This window comes from Rhodococcus sp. WAY2 (genome assembly GCF_009859915.1).
Classification (GTDB): Bacteria; Actinomycetota; Actinomycetes; order Mycobacteriales; family Mycobacteriaceae; genus Rhodococcus_F; species Rhodococcus_F oxybenzonivorans.
The window spans coordinates 171,814-195,548 of sequence record NZ_CP046574.1 but is presented as its reverse complement, the minus strand read 5'-3'; the positions used below and the strand labels follow the sequence as shown (position 1 = coordinate 195,548).

20 protein-coding genes and 1 pseudogene are annotated in these 23,735 nt (G+C 65.1%); 7 read left to right on the top strand and 14 right to left on the bottom strand.

The genetic code is table 11. The features are described from left to right. Window positions 1-43: 43 nt before the first annotated feature. From GFS60_RS35510 to GFS60_RS35495, 4 genes are all read right to left on the bottom strand, one after another. On the bottom strand, window positions 44-496 hold the full coding sequence (locus GFS60_RS35510; RefSeq protein WP_054248354.1) for a LysR family transcriptional regulator: 453 nt from the start codon (window positions 494-496) through the stop codon (window positions 44-46). A gap of 265 nt (window positions 497-761) precedes the next feature. Continuing rightward, window positions 762-1,781: a 4-hydroxy-2-oxovalerate aldolase gene (gene dmpG / locus GFS60_RS35505; RefSeq protein WP_054248353.1), complete on the bottom strand. Its 1,020-nt coding sequence runs from the start codon at window positions 1,779-1,781 to the stop codon at window positions 762-764. Further along, on the bottom strand, window positions 1,778-2,758 hold the full coding sequence (locus tag GFS60_RS35500) for an acetaldehyde dehydrogenase (acetylating) (protein WP_054248352.1): 981 nt from the start codon (window positions 2,756-2,758) through the stop codon (window positions 1,778-1,780). Before GFS60_RS35500 ends, dmpG begins: the two co-directional genes overlap by 4 nt. Before the next feature lie 5 nt (window positions 2,759-2,763). Next, the gene (locus GFS60_RS35495) at window positions 2,764-3,594 is read right to left on the bottom strand and encodes a 2-keto-4-pentenoate hydratase (RefSeq protein ID WP_054248351.1); all 831 of its coding nucleotides are present in this window, start codon (window positions 3,592-3,594) and stop codon (window positions 2,764-2,766) included. A 152-nt stretch (window positions 3,595-3,746) separates the two neighbouring features. On the opposite strand from GFS60_RS35495, the gene GFS60_RS35490 reads away from it, so the two are divergent. Then, window positions 3,747-4,511 carry an IclR family transcriptional regulator gene (locus GFS60_RS35490; RefSeq protein ID WP_054248350.1) on the top strand — a complete coding sequence of 255 codons (765 nt, stop codon included), beginning with the start codon at window positions 3,747-3,749 and terminating at the stop codon, window positions 4,509-4,511. A 267-nt stretch (window positions 4,512-4,778) separates the two neighbouring features. On the opposite strand, the gene GFS60_RS35485 is transcribed toward GFS60_RS35490, so the two are convergent. Next, entirely contained in the window at window positions 4,779-4,919 is a 141-nt protein-coding gene (locus tag GFS60_RS35485; protein ID WP_159929221.1) for a hypothetical protein, read from the bottom strand. Window positions 4,920-5,261: 342 nt separating this feature from the next. Here GFS60_RS35485 and GFS60_RS35480 point away from each other — a divergent pair, with 342 nt between their 5' ends. Beyond that, window positions 5,262-5,480 carry a hypothetical protein gene (locus tag GFS60_RS35480; RefSeq protein ID WP_054248349.1) on the top strand — a complete coding sequence of 73 codons (219 nt, stop codon included), beginning with the start codon at window positions 5,262-5,264 and terminating at the stop codon, window positions 5,478-5,480. Window positions 5,481-5,533: 53 nt separating this feature from the next. Here GFS60_RS35480 and GFS60_RS35475 read toward each other — a convergent pair whose 3' ends face one another. The 4 genes from GFS60_RS35475 to GFS60_RS35460 form a co-directional block, all read right to left on the bottom strand. Continuing rightward, window positions 5,534-5,800 (bottom strand): hypothetical protein, encoded by a 267-nt coding sequence (locus GFS60_RS35475; RefSeq protein WP_054248348.1) that lies wholly within the window; start codon window positions 5,798-5,800, stop codon window positions 5,534-5,536. A gap of 870 nt (window positions 5,801-6,670) precedes the next feature. Beyond that, entirely contained in the window at window positions 6,671-7,645 is a 975-nt protein-coding gene (locus GFS60_RS35470) for an NADPH:quinone oxidoreductase family protein (RefSeq protein WP_054248362.1), read from the bottom strand. A gap of 14 nt (window positions 7,646-7,659) precedes the next feature. Next, window positions 7,660-9,300 (bottom strand): AMP-binding protein, encoded by a 1,641-nt coding sequence (locus GFS60_RS35465; RefSeq protein WP_054247965.1) that lies wholly within the window; start codon window positions 9,298-9,300, stop codon window positions 7,660-7,662. Then, window positions 9,300-10,589, bottom strand: a complete 1,290-nt coding sequence (locus GFS60_RS35460; protein WP_054247964.1) for an MFS transporter — start codon at window positions 10,587-10,589, stop codon at window positions 9,300-9,302. The genes GFS60_RS35465 and GFS60_RS35460 overlap by 1 nt, the downstream gene beginning before the upstream one ends. 301 nt (window positions 10,590-10,890) lie before the next feature. On the opposite strand from GFS60_RS35460, the gene GFS60_RS35455 reads away from it, so the two are divergent. From GFS60_RS35455 to GFS60_RS35440, 4 genes are all read left to right on the top strand, one after another. Next, window positions 10,891-11,634, top strand: a complete 744-nt coding sequence (locus tag GFS60_RS35455) for an SDR family NAD(P)-dependent oxidoreductase (protein ID WP_054248825.1) — start codon at window positions 10,891-10,893, stop codon at window positions 11,632-11,634. Window positions 11,635-11,668: 34 nt separating this feature from the next. Beyond that, the gene (locus GFS60_RS35450) at window positions 11,669-12,856 is read left to right on the top strand and encodes an acyl-CoA dehydrogenase family protein (protein ID WP_054248190.1); all 1,188 of its coding nucleotides are present in this window, start codon (window positions 11,669-11,671) and stop codon (window positions 12,854-12,856) included. 65 nt (window positions 12,857-12,921) lie between these two features. Then, window positions 12,922-14,115 (top strand): acetyl-CoA C-acetyltransferase, encoded by a 1,194-nt coding sequence (locus tag GFS60_RS35445; protein WP_159929219.1) that lies wholly within the window; start codon window positions 12,922-12,924, stop codon window positions 14,113-14,115. 111 nt (window positions 14,116-14,226) lie between these two features. After that, on the top strand, window positions 14,227-14,802 hold the full coding sequence (locus GFS60_RS35440; protein ID WP_054248951.1) for a TetR/AcrR family transcriptional regulator: 576 nt from the start codon (window positions 14,227-14,229) through the stop codon (window positions 14,800-14,802). Window positions 14,803-15,162: 360 nt separating this feature from the next. Here the strand turns inward: GFS60_RS35440 and GFS60_RS35435 are convergent, their stop codons facing one another. The 5 genes from GFS60_RS35435 to GFS60_RS35415 all read right to left on the bottom strand — a co-directional run bounded on the left by GFS60_RS35435 (window position 15,163) and on the right by GFS60_RS35415 (window position 23,012). After that, entirely contained in the window at window positions 15,163-17,376 is a 2,214-nt protein-coding gene (locus GFS60_RS35435) for an ATP-binding protein (RefSeq protein WP_054248950.1), read from the bottom strand. Window positions 17,377-17,467: 91 nt separating this feature from the next. Then, complete coding sequence (locus tag GFS60_RS35430; RefSeq protein ID WP_054248996.1) at window positions 17,468-18,688, bottom strand: IS110 family transposase; 1,221 nt, start codon at window positions 18,686-18,688, stop codon at window positions 17,468-17,470. A 440-nt stretch (window positions 18,689-19,128) separates the two neighbouring features. Then, on the bottom strand, window positions 19,129-19,668 hold the full coding sequence (locus GFS60_RS35425; protein WP_054248918.1) for a carboxymuconolactone decarboxylase family protein: 540 nt from the start codon (window positions 19,666-19,668) through the stop codon (window positions 19,129-19,131). A 3-nt stretch (window positions 19,669-19,671) separates the two neighbouring features. Further along, a complete protein-coding gene (locus GFS60_RS35420; RefSeq protein WP_054248917.1) occupies window positions 19,672-20,259 on the bottom strand; it encodes a peroxiredoxin in 588 nt (195 codons plus the stop codon). A gap of 1,217 nt (window positions 20,260-21,476) precedes the next feature. After that, window positions 21,477-23,012 carry an AMP-binding protein gene (locus GFS60_RS35415; protein ID WP_054248916.1) on the bottom strand — a complete coding sequence of 512 codons (1,536 nt, stop codon included), beginning with the start codon at window positions 23,010-23,012 and terminating at the stop codon, window positions 21,477-21,479. A 142-nt stretch (window positions 23,013-23,154) separates the two neighbouring features. Between GFS60_RS35415 and GFS60_RS39625 the strand changes: the two are divergent. Next, window positions 23,155-23,715, top strand: a pseudogene (locus GFS60_RS39625) (IS630 family transposase); the annotation flags it as partial. Window positions 23,716-23,735 lie beyond the last annotated feature (20 nt).

The following is a 23,735-nucleotide window of genomic DNA, read 5'->3' as shown; positions in this document are numbered from 1 at the left end:
CCGACAGCCCGAAGAACCGAAACCACCGCCAAACCCGCCGGAATCACCGATCCACGGATTGAGGCTTAGGAAGGATGAGCAGGTCGGTGTCGCCGCGGCGGAGCCGTTCGGCGAAATCGTCTCGCGCGGGCTCGATATGCAAAGTCACATGCGGTGCCTCGGCGGCGAGCATGCTCAGGAGTGGGCGCAGGAGGACAGCGGCCACGTAGTCATTGGTGGTAATGGTGAACTCGCGCTGATCCGTCGCCGGGTGGAAGGCAGATCCTGAGACCACCAGCGAGTCGATGATGCACGATTTGGCGTAGGGCGTGGCGACCAGGCCGCGGCCATGCTTGATAAGAATCGGATCCTTGAAGAGCTTTCGTAACCTGCGCAGTGTGCCGCTCATTGCGGATTGACCGACTTCGAGCCGCTCGGCCGCTCTGGTCACGCTCTCCTCCGCGAGGAGGGTATCGAGCGCTACGAGCAGGTTCAGGTCAACGCGGTGCAGGTCCATCGACGTCCCCTTGGAAAGTCCATGCTCGTCTTAGTTGTGACCGGTTGGCGAACAACCCGGGGTTCGGGTGCACACGACGTCGGCAACTGCCCGTTCCGAAGTCAATGATCCCATTTTCGCGTCGAAGACTGGAGCGCGGAACTCCTGCGGTACAGCGCCGTGATCACCTCCGACATCGCAAGGCGCCGGAAGGTGGTTTGAAATTCTCCTCCGGAGCAGCGTGCCGCGGCGGTGACCTTTCGTCACCGCCACGGCAGGTTCGTTCTCAGGCGTCTGCTCGGCTACGCAGGTCGAGTGCGATGTCGACGATGAGGTCTTCCTGTCCGCCGACGAGGCCGCGGCGGCCGACCTCGAGGAGGATGGTGCGCACGTCGATGCCGTACCGCTGGGATGCGGCTTCGGCGTGCCGCAGGAAGGACGAGTACACGCCCGCGTAGCCGAGGGTGAGGGTTTCCCGGTCGACGCGCACGGGCCGGTCCTGCAGCGGCCGGACGAGGTCGTCGGCGGCATCCTGCAGGGCGAACAGGTCGCTGTTGTGCTTCCAGCCCTGCAAATCGGCGACCGCGATGAACGGTTCGATCGGGCAGTTGCCGGCGCCGGCGCCGTGCCCGGCAAGGGAGGCGTCGACCCGGGTAACACCCTCCTCGACCGCGACGACGGAATTAGCGACCGACAACGACAGGTTCTCGTGGGCGTGGATGCCGATCTCGGTGGCCTCGTCGAGCACGTCCCGGTAGGCGCGGACCCGGTCGCGGACCCCGTCCATGGTCAACCGGCCACCGGAGTCTGTAACGTACACACAGTGCGCGCCATAGGATTCCATGAGTTTGGCCTGCGCGGCGAGTTCGGGTGCGGTGGTCATGTGGCTCATCATGAGGAAGCCGGACACGTCCATGCCGAGCTCACGGGCCTTCCCGATGTGCTGGGCGGCGACGTCGGCCTCGGTGCAATGAGTCGCTACGCGGACCGACCGCACGCCCAGTTGGTAGGCGTGTTCGAGTTCGGCGATGGTACCGATGCCGGGCAGCAGCAGGGTGGTCAGCCGGGCGTGGGTGAGGTTCGCCGCGGCGGCCTCGATCCATTCCCAGTCGGTGTTGCTGCCCGGACCGTAGTTCAACGATCCGCCGGCGAGTCCGTCGCCGTGCGCGACCTCGATGCCGTCGACACCGGCGGCATCGAGCGCGGCCACGATCTTGCCGACGTCGTCGGGGGTGATGCGGTGGCGGACCGCGTGCATGCCGTCGCGGAGCGTGACGTCTTGGATGAACAGCTGCGTGGTGGTCATCGGGTGGCTCCCTGTGCTGCCGGGGCGGCGATCGTGTCGGCGACGGACTCGGCGTAGCGCACCGCGGCCGAGGTCATGATGTCGAGGTTTCCGGCGTAGGCCGGCAGATAGTGCGCCGCTCCCTCGACCTCGAGGAACACCGACACCTGGTGGGTGGGTGCCGCCGTGTCCCCGGAGGCGAGCAGGGTATGCACGGGTTGGCCGTCCGGGACCGGGGTGATCTGGACCTGTTGTTTGAGTCGGTAGCCGGGCACGTAGGTCGCGACGTGCTCGACCATCGTCGCGATCGAGTCGCGGACCGCGTCGTGGGTGGCCGGGTCGGAGGCGGAGATCAGGCACAGGACGGTATCGCGCATGATCAGCGGCGGGTCGGCCGGGTTGAGGACGATGATGGCCTTGCCGCGGCGGGCGCCGCCGACGGTTTCGATGGCGTGGGAGGTGGTTTCGGTGAACTCGTCGATGTTCGCGCGTGTGCCCGGTCCCGCGGACTTCGAGGCGATGGAGGCGACGATTTCAGCGTACGCGACCGGTGTCACGCGGGAGACGGCGGCGACGATCGGGATGGTGGCCTGACCGCCGCAGGTGACCATGTTGACGTTGGCGGCGTCCCGGTGCTCGTCAAGGTTGACCGCCGGCACCACGAACGGGCCGAGGGCGGCCGGGGTGAGGTCAATCATTCGTTTGCCGAGCGGTTCGAGCAGGGCGGCGTTGGCGGCGTGGGCCTTGGCGGAGGTGGCGTCGAAGATCACGTCGATCTCGTCGAAGTTCGGCAACTCCAGCAGGCCTTGGACCCCGTCTGAGGTGGTGGGGACGCCGAGGCGGCGGGCGCGGGCGAGCCCGTCGGAGTCGGGATCGATACCCACCATCGCGCCCATCAGCAGGACGTCGGAGTGGCGGATCACCTTGATCATCAGGTCGGTTCCGATGTTGCCGGATCCGATCACCGCGACGGTGACCTTACGGGGGCTCTCGCTCATAGTGCTCACTCCTGGGTGAAGGTTGCGGTGACCGAACCGAGACCGGTGATATCGGCCCGGACGGTGCCGGCGGTGTCAATTGCGGCCATCGGCCCGAGGGCCCCGGACAAGATCACCTGGCCGGCGAGCAGTGGTTGGCCGAACTCGCGGGCCGTGCGCGCGAGCCAGGCCAGCGCCCGCAACGGGTCACCGAGGCAGGCGGCCCCGGTTCCCGTGGACACCTCGGTGCCGTCGATGGACATCTGCATCTGCGCGGCGACCGGGTCGAAGGAGTCGAGGGTGCGACGGTCGGCGCCGAGGACGAACAGTCCGCTCGACCCGTTATCGGCGACGGTGTCTCCGAAGGTGATGTCCCAGCCGGCGATTCGGCTGTCGACGATCTCGAGGGCGGCCACCGCGTAGTCCACGGCGGCGCGAACCTGGGCGTCGTCGAGCGGTCCGTCCACCAAATCGGACGCGAGGACGAACGCGATCTCCGCCTCCACCTTCGGCTGCAGCAGACGCGACAGCGGGATCGGGGTGGCCTCCTCGCAGCGCATGTCGTCGAACAACACACCGAAGTCCGGTTGGTCGACGCCGAGCTGCTGCTGGACCGCCGGGGAGGTCAGACCGATCTTGCGGCCGACGACCCTCGCTCCGGCGGCGATCCGGGCGGCGACGACCCGCTCCTGCACGGCATACGCGGCCGCGACGTCGTCGGGCCCGATCAGGTCGCGGACCGGCGGGCACGGCGTGGACGTTGCGGCGGCCGCACTCAACCGCTCGGCGGCGTCGACGATCGCGTCGGCCGTTGCTTGCGCCGTGGAGGGCAGGCTGGTGCCCCGAGGTGTACTCATCTGACTTCCCGATGTGATCGTGGGGAATGGACTGTGGTTCCACTGTCGCCGCCGGGTGGTCGCCGGCCAAGCATTGCGTTCCACTGAGCCGAACGCGCTCGGTATCGTGAACACTGTCGCCGGGAACAGTGGCAACGGAGGTGATAGGCGCAGTGTCTGATCAGGAGTTCGACCGGACGACCGTCCTGGGCAAGGTGATGTCGGTGCTGCACGCGTTCACCATCGACGACTCCGCCGTGTCGCTGGCCGAACTGTGCCGTCGGACGTCCATACCCAAGGGCACGTTGCACCGCGTCCTCGCCGACATGGTGGCCGTGCGGATGCTGGACCGTGCAGATGCCGGCTACCGGCTGGGTGGTTCCCTGTTCGAGCTGGGCATGCGGGCATCGGTCGAGCGCAGCCTGCTCGAGGTGGCCATCCCCTTCATGGAGGATCTGTACGTGCGCACCCACGAGACAGTGCACCTGGGGGTCCTCGACGGGACGGAAGTCGTGTACCTGTCGAAGATCGGCGGTCATCGGCAAGCAAGCGCGCCATCGAGGATCGGCGGCCGGATGCCGGTGCACTGCACCGCGATCGGCAAGGTGCTGCTCGCGCACGCGGACCACGAGCTGCGGGAGCAGGTGCTCTCCACTGCGCTGCCCCGGTACACCCCGCGCACCATCATCCTGCCCGGCCCGCTGAACATTCAGCTCGACCGCATCACAGAAGAGGGCGTGGCCTACGAATACGAAGAATCGACGACCGGAATCGTGTGCGTCGCCGCCCCGATCCACGACGGCGAGGACGTCGTCGCCGCAATCAGCGTGACCGGCCCCTCCCACCGCTTTCGGCCCGACACCCAGGCCGCGTCTGTTCGCGCGGCAGCCGAAGGGATAGGGGTCACCCTCGCGCGCCGAAATCGCCTCCTGGCATGAGTGACCGAGTCCGCATTTCACACAGGGGCGAGCCAGTTGGTACGAGCGAACGAGGCGGAATCTCCCTGTCGGCAGAGCGTTGGCAGAATGGAGTTCGGGATCAACGGTGCGGCAGCGGGCATAGAACCACCAGTGTCAGAGCTGTTTTGGGGGTGGGGCGACGTCCGATGGACATACTCGTGCCGGGCATCGTGGTTTGCTTTTTCCTCAGAAGGTCAGTGGTCGGAGTGTGAACGAGATCTTTGGGGCGATGCCCGTCAGTATGGGTCACACCGTGCGCAAGGTTTCCGAGGGAAGGACGCCGTATCGCTCACGGTAGGCGGCGGCGGAGCACCCCGTCAAGGTCAACGCCGCGGCGGTGAGGGTAGCGGCGAAAGTGGCTGTGACCGGGCGGGTCCGAAGATGCATCAGTGGTTCTCTCCTGGTTGGGATTGGCAAGCGGTGGTGCCGGCGTCGAGTATTCACAGCACGACCGACAAGTAATCTGCAGCGGTCAACTCTTCGGACTGGTAGACGAGAGAGTGTGCGCAGTTTCTACCATCTGAGGTGCAGTCTTGTTCAATGATGTAGACGCCCGAGCGGAAAGGACGGCTTCACCATGACGATGTTCAGTCGATCGATGTCCGGCGCCGGCGGGTTACTGCCTGTGTCATCGCGTTGCTCGCGTCGCCGGCCACTGCCACCGCAGCTCCGGGAACAGTGGATGTCGCTATTCGCGCTGGCGGACAGGGATTTGGCTGCACCGCTACCGTGTCGAATCTGGGCACCGCGGCCGCGGCGAATGTGGTGGGGGTACCGACGAGCCTGTTCGCGCCGGTCTCACCATATTTCGTGGGCACGCTCGCTCCGGGAGAGAGCCGGGTGGTCTCCTTCGGGGACTGCGGGATCTACCCGGTCCCCACGGCCATCGCGTTGCTGACGACGAGCTGGGACATCAACTGGGCCAACAACCGGGCCGCCATCTCCTGACCCATCTCACCCGAACACCTCGCCGGGAACTCGCTCGCAGGCTCGAGGCTTTCTCAGGGGGTGGTCGCGGGCCGTTTGTGCTGGGTTCGGAGCGGTGAGGGGTTGGTGCGTTCGGCGATGAGCGTGCTGCGTAACCGTGCCGTGCGCTGGCGGATCTCCGCCGGGGAGAGCACTACCGGATCACCCCGGGTGAAGTCGCGCGTGCACTCGTAGATCCACCCGATGCCAAAATCCTTCAACAACGCGGACCGTTCAGCGAGCGCATCGAGGTACTCCTGCCGTTGATCGCCGGTGAGAGCTGCGACCAGTACTGCTTCCACCGTCCACGCGCAGCCTCGGCAGCATCCGGTGCACCGCACGGGCATCGCGGCGCCGCAACGACCCCTCCGCCAGCAGCTCGCGCACCGTCTCGACCACACGGGCCGGAACGGTCACCTCGTGCTTGACCGCCCCGCCCAGCGCTTCGATCAGCGCCCTGTGGACCTGACCGGTCTCGAGCGCGAAACTCACATGATCGAGCGTCTGCGCCGGTAGCACTGGACGCAGTAAGGCAATCACCTTACGCGCAAACTTGTTGGCCCCCTCCATACCTCGAGTGTGACACACCACCCCGACACCCGCAGGTACTGCGCCGCTCCGCTCCACTACCCTGCGCGCGGCGCGTATGCCCACAAGATCGGATCAACCGATCGCCGATGACCGCCGCGCGCCTGTCTCGTCAGGTTCGTCGTCGTTCAATGTGGAGCGTAGAAAGCACATGCTTCGGGCCCAGCGGACGCATAAGCAGCGGGGGCGTCGACCCACCCGGTGGTTGACCGCGGCTCCCCACGGTTACTCAGGACAGCGGCATCGCCGGAAGGAGTGGATCGAGCACCTCAAGCGGACCGTCGCGGACGACCGAGGTTCTACCTACTGACACCGGCACCGAACTGCCGAGGTACAACACGAACGGCCCCCACCACCGCAAACGGTGGTGAGGGCCGCCGCACGACGCAGACGCGCCTGCATCGCATCAGCCCGTTTTCACCCGACTGCCAAGCGCACTAGTCGCTCCGCTGGCCGGAGAAAGAACACCTGACCGAACCTGGACGTCAGGCTACTGCGACCATCCACCCACGCACAACCACCGATCCAGGCGCCGGGCTCGTGTCATCTTTCCTGGTCAGCGCCCACACACGGGCAGCGGCGCCTCACTGGAGGGTCAGGACACTCTTCCCGACGGTTCGGCGGTGTTCGAGATCGAGCAGGGCCTCGGCCGCCGCCTCGAACGGGTACCGCTTCGGCTCCGGAATCGTCAACGCGCCCGACGCGAGCAAGGGACACAATTCGCTCCACTGCGCCGACAGTCGTCGGGGGTCCTCGGCCCACCACGAGCCCCACGCGACTCCGACTGCGGACGCGTTCTTCAGGAGCAGTCGGTTCACTTTCACCGAGGGGATGTCCCGGCCGGTGAAGCCCATCACGAGAATCCTCCCGCCCGTCGCCAGCGATCGGACACTGTCGGTGAAGCGATCGCCCCCGACAGGGTCGACCACGACGTCCACCCCGCGGCCGTCGGTGATCGCGAGGACCTCGTCCCGCCAGTTCCCGGTGGCCACGACGTCGGAGGCGCCGAGACTCCGCACGTACTCCGCCTTCTCCTCACTGCTGACGACCGCGATGGTCCGCGACGCGCCCAGGTGAGGCGCCAGTGTCATCGCGGCGGTGCCGATGCCTCCCGCCGCGCCCTGCACGAGCACCGACTCCCCCTCCTCGAGGCGCCCACGATGTACCAGCGCGAAATGCACGGTGAGGTAGTTGAACAGCAGGGCGGCGCCCGCGGCCATCGAAATCGTGTCAGGGAGGAAGAACGTCGTCTCCGGCGGCAGTGCAACTACTTCGGCCATCGCGCCGCCCACACCGGTCAATCCGACGACCCGGTCCCCCGGAGAATATTCGCTGCCGTCAGGCGCTGACCGAACGATCCCGGCGACCTCTCCGCCGGGGACGAACGGCAGTTCCGGCTTGTACTGGTAACGACCCTGGGTGAGAAGCAGATCCGGGAACGACACCCCGACCGCATGAACCTCGACGAGGATCGCGGAATCGTCCGCGACGGGCTCGTCGACCTCGACCTGGGCGAGCGCCCGGGGACCGTCGAGCGCGGTGACCATCAGGGCGCGCATGCGGTTGTGCCCGTTCATGTGATCGGGAGTTCGCGGACGGCCGCCCGGCGCAGCTTGCCGACTTCGGTGCGCGGGAGGTCGGGCCGGAAGTCGACGACTTTGGGTGCCGCGTACGGGCCGACGCGCTGCGCGACGAGGTGTGTGAGTTGCGTGACGAGGTCGCCGTCGTCGGCCCGGGTGTCCGCGCGGACGACGACGGCCCGGACCACTCCGCCGCGGATCGGATCGTCGTACGCGACTGCCGCGGCGTCGGCGACCGCCGGATGCTGCAACAGCGCGTTCTCGACCTCGACCGGGCTGATGTTGTGCCCCGACGCGATGATCATGTCGTCGTCCCGGCCCAGTATCTGCCACCGTCCCTGGGGGTCTGTGACGGCACGGTCCTCGGTGAGGAAGACGTCGCCGCGCCAGCGGTCGGCCCACAGGTCGGGGGTGTTCTCGTAGCCGCTGGACATCTGGTGCCGGGGCCGCCGTACCGCGATCAATCCCGGTTGGCCGTCGGCTACCGGTTGCCCGTCCCGGTCGGCGAGGAAGGTGTCGAACCCGGGAATCGTGGCGGACATCCAGCCCGGGCCGGATCTCGTTCCGGTGCCCGGGGTGTCGCCCAGGAGCATGCCGACCTCGGACAGTCCGTACCCGTTGCGCACGGCGGGTGCACCGGTGCCGGCCCAGGCCGCGGCGACCGCTGCGGTGAGCGGTTCACCGGCAGCGGCGACGGTGCGGAGCGTCGGCGGCACCCCGTCCTGTCCGAAGGTCGCCGTCAGTCGCCGCAGGGCGGCCGGCGCGGTGGTGAGGATGGTGGCCTTCTCTTCCCGGATGACGCGATGCCAGGCCTCGGGGACGAACTTCCCGGAGTACATGACGCGCGGCACGCCCAGCGCCATGACGGCGGCGCCGGTGCTGTACAGCCCGAACGCCCACGCCGGGTCCGACGTCGAGAAGACGACGCTGTCGCGGGTCGCCCCGAGAACGCTCTTCGCGTAGGGCATGACGGAGACAAAGGCGGCGTGGGTCATGGTGCACGCCTTCGGTGTTCCGGATGTTCCGCTGGTGAACAGCAGGGTGGCGGTGTCCCCGAGTGCCGTGGTCGCGAGCGGGCCGTCGGCGTCGGCCCGGTCGACCTCCGTCCAGAAGGACCGGTCGTCGTTGCCGGCCGCGACGTCGCCGACGACGAACACCGCGGGATCGAGTCCGTGGGTCGCCTGCGCTTCCGCGAGCACCGGCCGGTACCGCTGATCGACCACCACCGCGCGGACTCCCGCCGCGTCGAGGCGCATGCCGATTGCGTCCGGGGCGAACCCGCCGAACAGGGGCACGTACACCAGCCCGGAGCGCCACGCCGCCAGTGCGGTGATCCAACTCTCGACCTGTCGCGAGAGCAGTCCGCCGATGCGATCTCCCCGCGTCAGCCCCGCGTCAGCGAACACCCGTGCCGCCTTGGCCGCGAGCCTGTCGAGTTCGCGGTACGTCCAGCGGTCGGCCGAGCCGTCCTCGTGCCGGACGGTCAGCGCCACCCGGTTCGGATCGGCCGCGTAGCGGGTGCAGATTTCGTGGGCCGTGTTGAAGTCGCCACCGAACGGGTCGCGGTCCAGCAGGGACTCGATGTCCTGCCAGGCACCGGCGAGTGCGGACGATGCGAGTCTGTCGAGAGACATCAGTGATTCACCTTTGCAGTTTTCGTCAGGGTCAGGACCAGGACCGTGATGGCGCACGCCGTGGCGATGTACGCGGCCAGTGCCCATGAACCGTCCGTCTCCGCAGCGATCGCCACCGCGATGAACGGTGCGGGAGCACTGAACACGACACCACCGAACTGGTAGGCGACGGACGCGCCGGTGTACCGGACTTCGGCCGGGAACAGGCCGGTGACGTAGCCGGCCACCGCGGAATAGGTGACGGCGTGACCGATCGTGATGATGAGAATCATCGCCAGCAGCACGGCGGCACCGGCGCCTGTGGTCAGCAGCCAGAAGAACGGGTACGCGATCGCCGCCATGTAGAGGGACCCGTAGATCAACATCTTCCGTGCTCCGATCCGGTCCGCGATCATCGACGCGTAGGGCACCGACAGGATGTCGAGGACACACGCGACGAGGATGCTCAACAGGATCGTCTGCCGCGAGTTCCCGAGTTCCTTCGGACCGTACGACAGGACGAAGACGGTGACAAGGTAGAACGGCACGAGGGAGGCGGCCTGGGTGAGAATCCCGACGCCCAGCGCGCGCTTCTCGCCCCGCAGGACCGCGAGGATCGGGAAGTCGGCAATCTTCTTGTTGCGCTTGACGTTCTCGAACTCCGGTGATTCGACGACCTTCAGTCGCACGTACATGCCGACCGCGACCAGTCCGGCGCTGGCGAGGAACGGAAGACGCCATCCCCACGCCTGTACCTGGTCCTCGGGAAGCTGCTCGACCAGGAGGAACGCGAGCGTCGCGAGCACGAGTCCGGCAGGTACGCCGGCCTGCGGCCAGCTGCCGTAGAACGCCCGCTTCTCGCGCGGTGCGTGTTCGACCGCCATCAGCACCGCGCCGCCCCATTCTCCGCCGACCGCGAAGCCCTGTGCCAGGCGCGCGAGGACGAGGAGCACGGGCGCCGCAAGACCGATCGCTCCGTAGGTGGGGATGAGTCCGATCGCGACCGTCGACGACCCCATCAGGACCAGGGAGAACACCAGCATCTTCTTGCGGCCGATCCGGTCTCCGAAGTGCCCGAAGACGATCGCGCCTGCGGGACGCGACACGAACGCGACACCGAACGTCGCGAACGCGGCCAGCGTTCCCGACAGCGGACTCAACGACGGGAAGAATGCCTTCCCGAATACCAGGGCGGCCGCGGTCCCGAAGATGAAGAAGTCGTACCACTCGATTGCCGTTCCGACGAAGGACGCGAAGGCAACCTTCCGGGGTTTGACCCGAGTGACCTCCAGGTCGTCGATGACTCTCATATCGAATCTCCCATCGCTGCTGATGTGGGGCGGTGCGGTTGCCGTGTGTCGATCCGGTGCCACCGCGGTTGTGTTCGGGCCGTCGGGCCTCGTCCGAGGTTCGCCGATCGGACATCGTCGGCGCCGTCACCCCGTGTGGCCACGGTCACAGGTCTAGCACATCCCGGACGTCGACCGCAAGCGTTCTTGTACCGATCGATCCAAGTCGTGAACCCGCCTAAATATCCAGGTAATACGGCTTTAAGACCGACTTTCACGGACACACTGGACTATTTTTGGATCGATCAGTACATTTCTGAGCATGGACGAGAATGATCACGACAATTCCCGCGTCGCGCTGGTATCCGGCGGGTCCCGCGGCATCGGCGCCGCCGTCACCACGGCCCTGACGCAGCGCGGCTGCCGGGTGGGATGCACGTACCGGACGAGACGCGAGGACGCCGAGAAACTCGCCGCGGACGCTCCCGAACAGGTACTTCCGATCCGCTTCGACCTGCACGACGACACCACGGCGCCCACGGCGGTGGAGCGCGTCGTCTCCCACTGGGGACACCTCGATTCGCTCGTCCTGAACGCGGGCCAGTGGTCGGGCGGGCGGCTCGTCGAGACGGACCCGGACGCCTGGTGGAGCGTGATAGAGACGAACCTCCGGGGCACCGTCGCCCTCGCCCGGGCCGCGCTACCCCACCTCGCGCACGGAAGGTCACCGAGCATCGTGCTGGTGTCGTCGGTCGTCGGCCTGATCGGTCACGCCGGTGACACCGCTTACGCGGGTGCGAAGTCCGCGATGATCGGCTTCGGTCGCTCACTCGCCAAGGAGGTCGCGCGTGACGGCATCCGCGTCAACGTGCTGGCCCCCGGCTTCGTGTCCACCGACATGACCGACGCGGTGCCCGACTCCGCACGCAGGCGCATCGAACGAGAGACCGTCCTCGGCCGATTCGGCACCGTCGACGAAATCGCCAAGGCCGCAGTCTTCCTCAGCGAAGACGCCACATTCTGTACCGGCTCCGTCCTCACCGTCGACGGCGGCTGGGCGCTGTGACACACCACGACCAACAACGAAGGGACACAACACCATGACCGCGACACTCACGCATTCGGTCGGCATTCCGGAGTCGGAGTACCTGGCGCTCCGGGACCGCATTGTCGAAGCGATCTGGTCCGAACTCGATCCGCTCGAACAGCGAATCGAGGACGACGAGCAGGTTCCGCACGACATCGTCATGCCCATCCTCGAGCGGATCGGCGCACTCGGCCTGCTCGTCCCCCGCGAGTACGGCGGCAGCGGCCTCTCGATCGCCCAGTACCTGCCGATCATCGCCGAATTCGCCAAGGTGCAGGGCGGGCTCCGGGTCATCGTCCACGTGCACAACTCCTTCGCCCACGCACTCTCCGAGATCGGCAGCGACCGGCAGAAGGCGGACGTGCTGCCGGGCACGGCCACGGGCCGGAACTCGGTCGCGTTCGCGCTGACGGAACCGGGTTTCGGGACGGGCGCCGATCTCGGGTCGACGGCGGTGCGCGAGGGTGACGACTACATCCTGAACGGCGAGAAGTGGTTGATCACCAACTCGGACATCGCGTCTCACTTCATCGTCTTCGCGAAGACATCCGACACCGACGTCTCCGCGTTCCTCGTTCCCCGGGAGACCGAGGGTCTCTCGATCGCAGCGCTACCCGAGACGATGGGATGCAAGGGCACCGAGCACGGACGCGTCACCCTCGACTCTGTCCGGGTTCCGGCCACCGCCCTCGTCGGCGCCGAAGGGCAGGGAAACGAGCACCTCGAACGCGCCCTGGAGATCAGCCGGGTGTTCATCGCGGCAAGCTCCCTCGGCACGTCCGAGCGCGCCCTCGAGCTGTCGATCGCCCACGCGAAGAGCCGTGTCACGTTCGGCAAGCCGATCGGCACACGGCAGGCCATCCAGCGCTACCTGGCGGAGATGGCCACCGATGTCTACGCCCTGCGCGGGATCCTGGCCGACGCTGCACAGAAGTGGGATGCCGGCGAACGGATTCCCGCCGAGGCGAGCATGTGCAAGCTGTTCGGCCTCGAGGCCGTCGGCCGGGTGACCGACCGGGCCCTGCTCATCCACGGCGGAATCGGCTACACGCGCGCGCATCCGATCGAGCGCCTCTACCGGGACGCCCGCCTCAACTGGCTCGAGGAGGGAACCCCGACGATCCAGTACCTGGTCACGGCGAGCCGCCTGCTCGACGGGTACGCGTTCTCCGACGCCTTCGAGACGTCGCGCAACAACTGACATCAGCTGCCCCTGCTGCCGGGAACGGCCGCAGGGCGGCACCACGCTCTCGAAGGAGGAGAACAATGACCGATCACGACCCCACCGTCCTCGTCGCGGGGGCGCGAACCCCGTTCGGACGTTTCATGGGATCCCTGTCGAGGCTGAGCGCCCAGGAACTGGGTAGCCACGCGATCGGTGGTGCGCTGGAATCGGCCGGCGTCGACGCACGCGCCGTCGACCACGTCGTCATGGGCCAGGTGCTCACCGCAGGCAGCGGCCAACTGCCGGCGCGCGTCGCGGCGGCAGTCGCCGGAATCCCCATGACCACACCGGCACTGACCATCAACCGGATGTGCCTCTCCGGAATCGACGCGATAACGCTGGCGCACCAGATGATCTCAGCCGGCGACGCGGACATCGTCGTCGCCGGCGGTCAGGAATCGATGAGCACTGCGCCGCACCTGCTGACGAACAGTCGTCGCGGGCACAGGTACGGCGACACGGTTCTGATCGACCACCTCGCGTTCGACGGGCTCCAGGACGCCTTCACCGGGTCGTCGATGGGGGCGCTGACCGAGTCGCGGAATCCCGAGTACGGGATCACCCGCGAGACCCAGGACGAGTGGGCCGCGCGCTCTCACCGTGCGGCCGCACGCGCGCGCAAGGACGGCGTCTTCGCGGCCGAGATCGTTCCCGTGCCGATCAGGTCCGGTCGGGGTGAGTCGACCGCCGTGAGCCACGACGAGGGCATCCGGGCCGACACCTCGGCAGCGGACCTCGCCGGTCTGCCTCCGGCATTCGCCGCAGGCGGCTCGCTGACCGCGGGCAACTCGTCACCGATCTCCGACGGTGCCTGCGCCGTCGTGGTCACGCGGAAGTCGACGGCCGTCCGGCTCGGACTGTCGTGGCTGGCCGAGATCGGATCACGCGCCGTGGTCGCCGGACCCGATTCGGGTCTGCACGAGCAGCCGTCGAACGCCATCCAGGCCGCGTGCCGACGCGAGGGGATCGCGCCTCGCGACCTCGATCTCGTCGAGATCAACGAGGCGTTCGCCGCCGTCACACTCGTCTCGTCCGAACGCCTCGGTCTCGACACGGACCGGGTGAACGTCAACGGCGGCGCGATCGCGCTCGGCCACCCGATCGGCGTCTCGGGCGCACGGATCGTCCTGCACCTTGCGCTCGAGCTGCGACGCCGCGGCGGTGGCGTCGGCGCAGCGGCGCTGTGCGGGGGCGGCGGCCAGGGGCAGGCCCTGATCGTGCACGTCACGCCCTGATGTCACAGCAAGGGCGCGCGTTGCCGTGATCGCGGGGACTGGGCGCGCCAACCCGTGATCCGATCCGTCTAGACTCCATATCCGACCGCTGGGATAGAAAAGGGGGCCTCGATGAGCGACAAGTACGACGCCAACCGGGACCGGGTCCTGCAAGTGGCCGCCGAGTTGTTCGCGAAATCTGGCTACCACGGCACCGGAATCGCCGACCTGGGCACAGCGGTCGGGCTCGGTCGCGGAGCCTTGTACCACTACATCGGCAGCAAAGAGGCAATCCTCTACGAGATCAGCAGCAGACAACTCGCACAGATGAACACGGTCGCCGAAGAACTCGCACTGTCAGAAGCCGACCCGGAGAAACGATTGCGTGGTCTCGCACGAGCGCTGATGCGCAACATCGCCGACCACCGTGCGGAGTGGACAGTCTTCTTCCGCGAGTACCACGCCCTGACAGACGAGCGTCGGGATCGGATCATCGCCGAACGTGAACGCTACGAATCACATTGGCGGAACGCGCTGGCGGAGGGCATTCGCGACGGACAGTTCCGCGCTCTCCCGCGGCTGATGGTCAAGGGCCTGCTGGGCATGTTCAACTACAGCTACCTCTGGATCACCCCCGTGGGCGCCGAGACACCCGAGGAGATCGCGGACGACTTCCTCGACATCGTCATCAGCGGGATGCGAGCGTGAGGCGCTTCGCGCCCGCGCGTTGAAAAGCGGGTTTTCGACTCGTCGTCCGCGCAGGGGAAGAGCGGCTGGCTTGGCCATGCGAGCCAGCCAGCCGAGACCATTCTCACCACATGAGCCGTCGTCGACGTCTGCCCTACCGTCTGCTCCATCGCGCGTCCTGGGGACAAGTGGACGTTGCTCATCGTCCCCAATGCCTCTCTAGGCATACCGTAGTCGAGGTGTGTTTCGGTTTGGCCTTCTGCAGATACGCCTGCGCCAGACGCCACCCCCTCTTCCCGCCGATCGGCGATGTCTCCTCGGTGCCAAACTGGTATCGAGAAGAAGTCCCTCTTCGTTAGAAGAGATGCGTCTGGTCACCTGTCAGTCGGTATTCAGATTGTGTACCTGCGATACGACCCATGCCGCGATCTGCGATCGCGAGGTGAAGCCAAGTTTGGACAGGATGTGCTCAACGTGTCCCTGCGCGGTGCGGTGCGAAATGACCAATCTGCTCGCAATCATCCTGTTAGTGAGGCCTTCTGCGACGAGGTCGGCAACTTGCCGTTCTCGCCGGGTCAGACTCGAGGCGATGTTGTCGGGTTGCGTTCGTACTGCGCGGCGTGATGCACCAAGAGCATAAGCGGCCACTTCATCGATGCTCATGTCTCTGCCTTTCCTCATGAGCTCCTGGGTTTTCCGGTCACCAAGTCTGCTGCGGACGCGGCGTTCGCATTGATGCTGGTAGGTAAGACCGTCCAGAAAGCTGGCCATCAGGCCGCCGATATCGCGCCAAATACCTGCGGTGGCACCCAAGAGCACGGCAGCCTGATCTTCGTGATGTCGGTCTGCTTTAATCCAGGCCAGTACCTGCACGGAGCGTGCAAATCCAACGGGATCGTCCACTTGGCGCGATAGCCGCAATCCTTGTTCTAGTACGGCAGTTGCCCGGCCGGGATCACCTTCCCTCCAAATTCCCCACCCTCCGGACGTCGATGAGCGACCGCGATATACTAATTCGCCATGTCTTTCAGTCACGTTACGGATTGTTTCGTGCCAGATCACTGCATCGGCAGGGTGATCTTGCAACATGCACGCTAGACCGATACCCAGCAAACTTCCGATCTGGCAGAATGTGTACTCGATTTCCCGACCCCCGGCGATGGCCTTCTCGAAACAGGCTATGGCCCTGGATGGTTCGTGGCTATAAAGGGAGATACAACCAGCGGCATACCCCGCGGACGAGTACATCGATGTGTTCTCAAGACTGTTGCAGATGTCGTGTCCCTCAGCCAGAAGTGCTGATCCAACTTGGATTTCTCCGTGCATAGCCGCCAACACACTCGCCATATAGAGGGCCTTCGCACGATCGACTGTGGGCTCATCGGCCCGGATTGCGAGGACACGCTCAAGCCAGAGCCGTCCCTCGCTCAACAGGCCGCGCGACAACCAGAAGGGCAGCAGCGCAGCTGCGATTCGCATGCCAGCATATGGTCCATTCGCGTCACTCAAGCAGAATCGAAGCGCGCGATGTACGTTGAACCGCTCCTGCTCGAGTCGAGTGATCCACTTGAGCTGTCGAGGACTGATCCAGTCCGCCTCCGCGTGCAGCACCAACTGTTCGTACCAGTCCCGGTGCCGCCTCTGCAGAACTTCGTACCGATCCTTCGTCTGCAGCTTTTCGCGGCCGTAGTCTCGTAACGTCTCGAGTAACCGGTAGCGGACGACTTCGCCCCCGTCCACCCTGATGAGGATTGATTTGTCGACCAGAGATGCCACGAGGTCGAGAAGGTCAGTAGACGAAAGATCACCGGCGCATACTGCTTCGACTGCATCGAGATCGAAGCTACCGGCGAACACCACCAAATAGGTCCAGAGCTGTTTTTCTTGCCGTGTGCACAGCTCATAGCTCCAATCGATGGACAACCTCAGTGTCTGTTGTCGTGACGGTGCCGCGCGGTTTCCCGAGGTCAGAAGACGATAGCGGTCGGTCAGTCGATCGAGAAGCTGCTGCACCGACATGGCTCGTAGCCGTACCGCAGCCAACTCGATCGCTAAGGGCAGACCGTCAAGGCGTTGGCAGATTTGCGCAACCGCATCCTTGTTGTCGTCGGTTAGTTCAAAATCGGGTACCGCTTCGACCGCCCGGTCAGTGAACAAATTGACAGATTCGTATTGTCGTAGACCTTCGAGGGGAACTGCCCGGTCGAGGTGGGGAACTGACATCGAAGGTACCCGGATTGTCGTCTCACCCGCGATGCTCAGCCGTTCGCGACTTGTCGCAAGGATTTGTAGGCCGGGACAGGTCTGCAGCAGTGTTCGCGAGATCTCTGCGGTTACTTCCACCAGGTGCTCGCAGTTATCTAAGACGAGAAGCAGACGCTTGTCGGCCTTCGCGTTGCGGGTCAGGGTCCATTCCCGGAGCTGGGACTGATGCAAGCCCTCCCGGCGCAGGACCGCCGACTTCTCTCCGTGTGCGGCCTTGTTGTACTCGTCGATGATCTTGTTGCGGTACTCCGCGGTGAAGGTCCGGCGGGTCGGCTTCGGGGCCGGATCCACCGGCTCACCGTCCGGGATCGTAGAGGTAGGGCTGCTCACAGGTGATGCTCCATTCAAGCCCTCATTGAGTGATCTCGGGTCAGCCCGAGTGTCTCATCACAGCCTGACAGAGATCCCAGGAGCTTAGATGTCAAGCAGCAACCTTTTCGGTGCGATGGGACCAGGCGGTGGCTTCGTCGTAGGTGGTGCGGGTTTTGAGACAGCCGTGCAGGATTCCGACGAGCCGGTTGGCGAGTTGGCGCAGCGCGGGGTTGTGGTCGAGGCCCCGGTCGCGTTGCTGGTCGTAGTAGGCGCGGGCGCCGGGCGAGGCTTGCAGCGAGCTGAAGGCTTGGGACATGAGGGCGTCGATGAGCCGGTCGTTGTGCACGAACCGGGCCAGGACGACCTTCTTCTTGCCCGAGGCGCGGGTGATCGGGCTGGTGGCGGCGTAGTTCTTGCGGGCTTTGGCGGTGGAATAGCGGCCGGGGTCGTCGCCGAATTCGGCGAGCACCCGGGCACCGAGGGCCGGGCCTATCCCGGGCTGGGACAGGATGATCTCAGCATCCGGGTGCCGGCCAAAAGATGCTTCGACCTGCCGTTGCAGGGCGGTGACCTGCTCTGTGAGGGTGGTCAGCACCGCGACGGCGGCGCGGGTAGTGGCCGCATAGGCGGTGGTGATCACCTTCGTCCGGCCCAGCTGGTCGCCGCGCAGTACGGCCTGGATCCGGCTGGCTTTCGCGTCGATGTCACGGCGGCGGGCCCTCTTGAGCGCGCCACGAATCTGGTTGAGCGACAACCTTGCCGCCGACGCGGGGTCGGGCGCCTTGCCGAGCAGTTCCAGCGTGTCGGGCGCGTCGAGATCGTCGAACGCCTCCAACGCGGCGGGGAAGTACTCGCGCAGCGCGTGCCGCAGCCGCTGGGTGTGGCGGGTGCGTTCCCAGATCAGCGTCTTGTGGGCTCGGGCAACCACTTTGACTGCTTCGGCCTCGGGACTGTCCCCGGCCACCGGCCGCAACTGGTGGGAATCGGTACGCACCATATCGGCCAGGGTATGCGCGTCGGCCGCGTCGCTTTTCGCGCCGGAAACGCTGTGCCGTTCCCGATACCGGGCCGCCTGCAACGGGTTGACCGCGTACACGGTGTATCCGGCCGCGACGATGGCGGCCACCCATGGGCCGCGGTCGGTTTCGATCCCGACCGCCACCTCGGCCTCGTCGACGTCGTCACCGAGTTGCGCGCCGATCATCGCATGCAGCCGGGCGATCCCGGCCATGCCCTCGGGCAGCCTCGCTTTGGCCAGCCTGCTGCCGGCCGGGTCCATCAGCTCGACATCGTGATGGTCCTCCGCCCAATCGTCTCCCACAAATAGCAACACCCTGTTTCTCCCGTCCTCGGTGTCGGTCACGTCCGGCAGCGTGCGGGAGAACCATTCGCGCTCTAATGAAGCAGTGCTCACGCCGAATAGCGAGCGGGCACGACATCCCATCAGCGATCCATCCTCCCGGCCGACCGGTGGGGGCGCCGATCTGTCAACAGGACTCGAAGTCCAGAGAGGGAAAGTGCTCACCCACCGGCCGCTACCGGTAGCAAGCCTGCCAGAAAGCCGACCCGCTAACACTCATTAGAGAGGGGAGACGACGATCCGTCAGCGAAAGTGGGTCAGAACCCACCGACCTTGGCATAAGCGTTCGCGAACGAACCGAAAATACTTCAGGTAGGCAAACGGTCCATCTCGGGTGTGTTCCGCAGGTCCCGGCGAAAGGGGGAGCCGATGTCGTCCGCTCCACACGGGCAGCTGTTATGCGGTAGGGGTCAGACTGCAACAACGTCAAGTGTGCGGCCGGTCTCGACGGCCTGGGCGACACCCGCGACGATCGAACCGGCGCGGATCGCTTCGAAGATCACCTCACGGTCGACGCCTTCCTGCCGGAGGGTGTTCTCGTGGGCTTCGAGGCAGTGGTTGCAGCCGTTGATCGCGGAGACCGCGAGCGACCACAGCTCGAAATCGGCCTTGTCGACACCCGGGTTGCCGATGATGTTCATCCGCAGGCCCGCACGGAGATCGTCGTACTTACCGTCAAGGTAGCCCTTGGTGCGGTAGAAGACGTTGTTCATGCCCATGATCGACGCGGCACCCAGAGCTGCGTTGTAGGCCTCGGCCGACAGCGAGTCGGCCGCCTCTTCGGCGATCTCCTTCAAGGTGGTCGCCGACTTGGTGGCAGCTGCGGTGGCGAGGAGGGTGCCCCACAGCTGCTGCTCGTTCAGCACGGTACTGCGCCCGATGGAACTCAGATTGAGCTTGAGGTCTTTGGCGTATTCGGGGAGTGAGTTCTTCAGATTCTCGACAGTCATGACTCAGACGCTCGCAGTCAGCAGTTCGCCGGCGTCGATCGTCGGATCGCCCTTCTTCCAGTTGCAGGCGCACAGCTCGTCGGACTGCAGGGCGTCGAGGACACGAAGGACCTCGTCGACGTTGCGGCCCACGGAACCGGCGGTGACGGAGACGAACTGGACCTCGTTGTTGGGGTCGACGATGAAGGTGGCGCGGTCGGCGACACCGTCGGCGTTGAGAACGCCGGTGGCCTCGACCAGTTCACGGTTGAGGTCCGAAAGGATCGGGAAGGGAAGGGTCTTCAGGTCCTCGTGCTGGGCACGCCACTGGAAGTGGACGAACTCGTTGTCGACGGACGCACCGAGCACCTGCGCGTCGCGGTCGGCGAACTCGTCGTTCAGCTTGCCGAATGCGGCGATCTCGGTGGGGCACACGAACGTGAAGTCCTTGGGCCAGAAGAAGACGATCCGCCACTTGCCGGCGTGATCGTCGCTGGTGATCGTGGTGAAGTAGTCGTCGGGCTGCTGGGCGTCGACCTTGGAGAGGTCACCGCCGATGACGGCTTTCAGGTTGTACGCGGGAAACTGATCGCCGATGGTGAGCAGAGCCATTGCGGTCGTCCTCCTGTGTTGGGTTGTTCGCAGATACCACACGTGATTCGAACCGGAGTGTGCGTAAAAAGATGATCCCCATGGAACGTGAAACCTGATCGGCGATAAGCAATCAGCGCATCTCGAACTGGCGAGGCATCCGGCCGAATGCGCTGGTCACCCGTCGGCATGCCCTGAGTGTCGGTATCTCCAGTTCGTCATAGTCGAGCTAGTCAGATATCGCGGAGATTCGCGCGAAGTTAGAGATCAGGGACAGGGATGATTGATGAATGGTCGTCGAGCATGTTCCGAATACGGCAAGCTGTCTCAGTGATTTCTCCCGCAAGCAGGTTGCCTATGTCGGCGCGGTTCGCTGCAAAGGATTGACTCCATGCGCCCCACCAGGTCCCGAGGCCTGGGGTGGGTTCCCGCACGCTGACTTCCCATTTAGTGTCCCACAGTGGTTGGGACGGCCGCTTCTTGAGTTTGATGACAAGGTCTGCATGGGAATAGCTGACATGGAGAGTGTCGTCAACGGATCGGATTTCAGGTTCCCCGGGAAGACTCTGTGACTCGACGAGCGAGGCGAGGTCAACTGAGCTAGCGGGTTTCGCTGACTGCGACATTGTCTATCCTTCTCCACATTGCGACCGACAGATGAACTCGTGTTTCCTGCGGGGCGCTCACAGGAGTGCCTCCGCCGCGCTGATTAACTGTATCTCAGCTGTTGTGACCACGATACGTAGATTGCTCGCGGAGCGGACTGGCGTTCCGGGTAGTTCTCAACCTGCCCAATCGGACAATCTGGTCAACAAGTTGGCTGATGTCGGGCTACATCATTCCAAACTCTAGGCGCGCCGGCGTCCCTACCGCCATCGTGCTTCTCGCGGCGGCCAAGTAGAGCGCGCCGCGACGTCAACCCAGGTTCCGATCTCGCGGCTTGCCCGTCGGGGTGAAGCGTCCGATAGACCTACGGCTCAGCGGGTGGGGCGGGTCTGACGATGCCCCGAGCACGCTGGGTCTTTCGCATGTCCCGCAAAGGTGATTGGACACCGTAAGTCCCTCGCGGCACCTGCCATCACCAAGGCGGACACGTTTTCGGCCTGGACTTCAGCTGTGCGCCAGATCCTCGATTCGATGATGCACCTCGCCAAGCATCGCTTGTACCTTCGGATGTCTGTCAACCAAAGGCCATCGCCGGCGGGGTTAGCAGTCGGGGCGAGCCGAGCGGGTCAGGCTCAATTCACTTGTCGATCGCCGGTCCAGAATTGTTTACGGAGCTTGAATTTTTGTATCTTCCCGGTGGCGGTATGAGGGATTTCCGCGCGGAAGAACACCTGTTTAGGAATCTTGTATCCGGCGAGCTTTGTGCGTGCGTAGGCGATCAGTTCGGATTCGGTCACCGTTTCGCCATCACGCAGGACTACCACGGCCGTGACGGATTCACCCCACCTGTCGTCGGGTACGGCGAAGACCGCGGCATCTGCCACCGCGGGATGAGTGAAAAGTACGTCTTCGACCTCAATGGAGCTGACGTTTTCTCCGCCGGTGATGATGACGTCCTTCTTTCGATCGGTGATCGTCAGATATCCGTCCGTCCCAATGGTTCCGCCGTCACCGGTATGGAACCATCCTTCTCTGAGCGCAGTGGCCGTCGCTTCCGGCTGATTCCAGTAGCTGGCCATTACAGTGTTCGACGCCGCCAGGACTTCTCCGGTGTCGTCGAGTGTGAGCGCGGTTCCCAACGAAGGTGCGCCGGCGCGGGCGAGCTTTTTAGCGCGCTCGATCGCGGGCAAGTCGTCGTATTCGGCGCGCGAACGATTCACCGCAAGTAGCGGTGTGGTTTCGGTGAGACCGTAGATCTGGTTGAACTGCCACCCCAGTTCGTCCTCGATCCGCGCGATGGTTTGCGACGGCGGTGGTGCTCCGGCACAGACCAGACGCACCCGGCCATGGCCCGGAATCCGTCCTTCCCATTCTTGGGCGGCGTCGAGCACCATGTTCCACACCGTCGGAGCGCCGCACATCAGGGTGACTCCATGTTCCTCGACACGGCGCAGTATCTCGGTGCCGTCGACCTTACGCAGAACGATCTGCTTGACCCCCATGGCCGTGGCGGTGTATGGCATTCCCCACCCGTTGCAATGAAACATCGGCAACACGTGCATCAGCACATCACGGTCGCTGACCTGCAGGTGCAATCCGAAGGTGACTGAATTGATCCAAATGTTGCGGTGGGTGATACAGACGCCCTTGGGTTTGGCAGTCGTGCCGCTCGTGTAGTTCAGCGTCGCGGTGGCGTTCTCGTTCGGCCCCTGCCATCGACGTGGCTCGACGCCGAACCGTAGCAAGGCATCGTCGGACTCATTCCCGAGGACGAATCTATGGCAAGCCTGGACCTTCGAGAGTGCGTGGTCCAGTTCGGGGTCGATCAGCAGGACGTCTGGTGCGCAGTCGTCGACGATGTACGACACTTCCTCGGGTTGCAACCGAAAGTTGACCGGAACCAGGATTCGTCCGGAGGAGGGAATCGCCTGCAGCATCTCGAGCAGCCGTGCGGAATTGTGGCTGACGACTGCGACCCGTGCGCCTTCGGGAACATCCATACTGTCAAGGCCGGCCTGAATTGCCCTGACTCGGCGCGCCAATTCCCTGTAGGTCAGTTCCTTGAGGGAGGCAGCCGGCTGCACTGGCTCGTCCACCACCCCGACCCGGTCGCCGTAGACGGCTTCAGCCCGGTCGATGAAGTCATTGGTAGTCAACGGAACACGCATCGTTGATACGTTCCCTTCCTCGGTACTGTCTGCGCCGACCCCCCGCGGGGTCCGCGCAGACATCGTGTAGCGCACCCGAAGGTGCGGATCCTAGTGCGGCGTGGGGTAAGTGATTTGACGGACTTGTTTGAGACAATGAGGCATGCGAGCTGCTCCTTTGGTGTTGCGTGACGGAGATCGGGAAGTGCTGACCCCGTTGGCGCGGTCGAAGTCGGTGCGTGCGGATTTGGCGCAGCGGGCGCGGATGATGGTGTTGGCGGCAGAGGGGGAGTCGAATGCGCAGATCGCGCGGACGGTCGGGGTCTCGCGGCCGACGGTGATCCTGTGGCGTTCGCGTTATGAGCAGTTCGGGACCGCGGGGCTCGAGGACGAGTTGCGGTCGGGGCGGCCTCGGAAGGTCGACCACGCCGCGATTGTGACCGCGACGTTGGCTCCGCCGCCGAAGAATCTTGGGGTGACGCACTGGAGCAGCCGGTTGCTCGCCGGCCGATTGAAGATCAGTAACACCACGGTCGCGGCGGCATGGCGCGAGTACGGTGTCAAGCCTTGGCGCAGTGAGACGTTCAAGTTCTCTACCGACCCGGAGCTGGTCGCCAAGGTCACCGACATCGTCAGGCTGTACTTGAATCCGCCCGACAACGCGATCGTGCTGTGCGTGGACGAGAAGTCGCAGATCCAGGCCCTGGACCGGACGGCACCGATGCGGATCGGTTCGGCCGAGAA

Bases quoted from the DNA above. Each gene is read 5' to 3' on its own strand.
- GFS60_RS35510 (WP_054248354.1), bottom strand. From the start codon at position 496: ATGGACCTGCACCGCGTTGACCTGAACCTGCTCGTAGCGCTCGATACC.
- dmpG (WP_054248353.1), bottom strand. From the start codon at position 1,781: ATGACCACCACGCAGCTGTTCATCCAAGACGTCACGCTCCGCGACGGC.
- GFS60_RS35500 (WP_054248352.1), bottom strand. From the start codon at position 2,758: ATGAGCGAGAGCCCCCGTAAGGTCACCGTCGCGGTGATCGGATCCGGC.
- GFS60_RS35495 (WP_054248351.1), bottom strand. From the start codon at position 3,594: ATGAGTACACCTCGGGGCACCAGCCTGCCCTCCACGGCGCAAGCAACG.
- GFS60_RS35485 (WP_159929221.1), bottom strand. From the start codon at position 4,919: ATGCATCTTCGGACCCGCCCGGTCACAGCCACTTTCGCCGCTACCCTC.
- GFS60_RS35470 (WP_054248362.1), bottom strand. From the start codon at position 7,645: ATGCGCGCCCTGATGGTCACCGCGCTCGACGGTCCCCGGGCGCTCGCC.
- GFS60_RS35465 (WP_054247965.1), bottom strand. From the start codon at position 9,300: ATGTCTCTCGACAGACTCGCATCGTCCGCACTCGCCGGTGCCTGGCAG.
- GFS60_RS35460 (WP_054247964.1), bottom strand. From the start codon at position 10,589: ATGAGAGTCATCGACGACCTGGAGGTCACTCGGGTCAAACCCCGGAAG.
- GFS60_RS35455 (WP_054248825.1), top strand. From the start codon at position 10,891: ATGGACGAGAATGATCACGACAATTCCCGCGTCGCGCTGGTATCCGGC.
- GFS60_RS35450 (WP_054248190.1), top strand. From the start codon at position 11,669: ATGACCGCGACACTCACGCATTCGGTCGGCATTCCGGAGTCGGAGTAC.
- GFS60_RS35445 (WP_159929219.1), top strand. From the start codon at position 12,922: ATGACCGATCACGACCCCACCGTCCTCGTCGCGGGGGCGCGAACCCCG.
- GFS60_RS35440 (WP_054248951.1), top strand. From the start codon at position 14,227: ATGAGCGACAAGTACGACGCCAACCGGGACCGGGTCCTGCAAGTGGCC.
- GFS60_RS35425 (WP_054248918.1), bottom strand. From the start codon at position 19,668: ATGACTGTCGAGAATCTGAAGAACTCACTCCCCGAATACGCCAAAGAC.
- GFS60_RS35420 (WP_054248917.1), bottom strand. From the start codon at position 20,259: ATGGCTCTGCTCACCATCGGCGATCAGTTTCCCGCGTACAACCTGAAA.
- GFS60_RS35415 (WP_054248916.1), bottom strand. From the start codon at position 23,012: ATGCGTGTTCCGTTGACTACCAATGACTTCATCGACCGGGCTGAAGCC.